Below are 1,505 nucleotides of genomic sequence, written 5' to 3' on the forward strand. Positions count from 1 at the left end.
GCCAAGTCGGCATCAACAATCACCTTGTGGCCACGCACGACCGGGATGCGGCTCCCAATGGCCGGCTGACTCTCGCGTAATATCGCTCGCCATGTCCGACATGCTCGTCACCCTCTACAAGCTGCCACCGCTCGACGACGCGCTGGCCTCGGTGCAACGCCACGGCATCACCGTGCGGCGGGCGCTCGCGCCCGAGAAGCCGCGCATCCTGGCCTGGGCGGCCGAGCATTTCCCCGGCTGGGTGGCCGAGATCGATGTCGCGATCGGGCGCCTGCCTGTCGCCTGCTTCATCGCCGTGCGCGAGCAACAGATCGTCGGTTTCGCGTGCCACGACGCGACCTGCAAGAACTTCTTCGGGCCCGAGGGCGTGCTCGATGCGGTGCAAGGTCAGGGCGTCGGGCGGGCGCTGCTGCTGGCCGCGCTGCATGCGCAACGAGACCTCGGTTATGCCTACGCAGTCATCGGCAGCGCCGGGCCGAAGGCGTTCTACGAGAAGACGGTCGGCGCGGTCGTGATCGAGGGATCGTCGCCCGGGATCTATGCCGGGATGCTGCGGGCAAGCCTCGAATAGGATCTGCGCTTCGAGCACAACGCTTTCGAGGCTGGCTCGGCAAGCAAGGCCGTCAGCCTCTCAATCCAGGGCGACCGTCGGCTCCCAGACCATAGAAGTAGAGTTGGTCCGGAACAGAGACGGGCGCCTCGGGCGGGGCCGACGAGGGTCTGTGGAGAACGCCCTCGGCAATGACCATCAGCGCGTAGACCCCCAACGCGATACCCACCCCCGGCTCGTAGCCAGCAAGCCCGCACGCGATCGTTGGAGGCAGCATCGACAGTTTGACTCTGGCCCAGCCTTGGTTGTGAACTGCAAGGAATTCCCTGGCGCCATCCCGAACGAACCCGATGCCGTCACGGGCCGAGCCCACATGCTCTTGAATATGCAGGCTCTCGTCGAGAGTGACCAGGGTGTTGGTCAGCAGTTGCGACCGGTTCAGATTTCCAAACATTTGAGGTCTTGCTCCAATTTCGTGTGGCACCAATGCGAACCCGCACCGGAGTTGCCCATCGCAGGTGCCCGGTCATGGACGCTCCATGAGTGATTGACTTCGCAGATTCGATCCCAACGGCCGCGCATCGACCCACTTTGCGGATCTGTAGTTGAAGCACCTACTCATCGCACTCCTGCGGCGGGAGCCCCTTCGAGTCTTGTGACCCATCAAGCGATTGCAAGCCGTCAGAAGCCGAATCGGAATCGCCTACCCGAACTTCGCGCAACTCTTCGGAAGGTCTCTCACCGCCTGAAGCGTCGGGATCCTCGGCGTCGGCTGTCGAATCTTCGCGATCACTTGGGTTTTGACAGGACTGCCTCCATCGCTCGCCCCCCTGGGTAGTCAATGCGGTTCCAAGGCTCGACATCACCAGGAAACCTGCAATGGCCGCCAGGGTCGCAGCAGAGGAAAGGTTTTCATCGCTCAGCAGACTGAGGAGGTACCCGCCCATGCCAAGGC

General features: G+C 63.2%; 3 protein-coding genes. 1 reads left to right on the plus strand and 2 read right to left on the minus strand.

The window, feature by feature from the left end; translation table 11 throughout:
* The first annotated feature begins 91 nt into the window (after positions 1 to 91).
* Positions 92 to 571 (plus strand): GNAT family N-acetyltransferase, encoded by a 480-nt coding sequence (locus AC1D15_RS31630; RefSeq protein ID WP_477829161.1) that lies wholly within the window; start codon positions 92 to 94, stop codon positions 569 to 571.
* A 52-nt stretch (positions 572 to 623) separates the two neighbouring features.
* Here the strand turns inward: AC1D15_RS31630 and AC1D15_RS31635 are convergent, their stop codons facing one another.
* Together AC1D15_RS31635 and AC1D15_RS31640 are read right to left on the minus strand one after the other, a co-directional pair.
* Positions 624 to 1,004 carry a hypothetical protein gene (locus tag AC1D15_RS31635; protein ID WP_477829162.1) on the minus strand — a complete coding sequence of 127 codons (381 nt, stop codon included), beginning with the start codon at positions 1,002 to 1,004 and terminating at the stop codon, positions 624 to 626.
* A gap of 160 nt (positions 1,005 to 1,164) precedes the next feature.
* Positions 1,165 to 1,505, minus strand: a 341-nt coding sequence (locus AC1D15_RS31640) for a hypothetical protein (RefSeq protein WP_477829163.1), incomplete at its 5' end; no start/stop codon positions are given.

This window comes from Rhizobacter sp. P2_H2 (genome assembly GCF_056403375.1).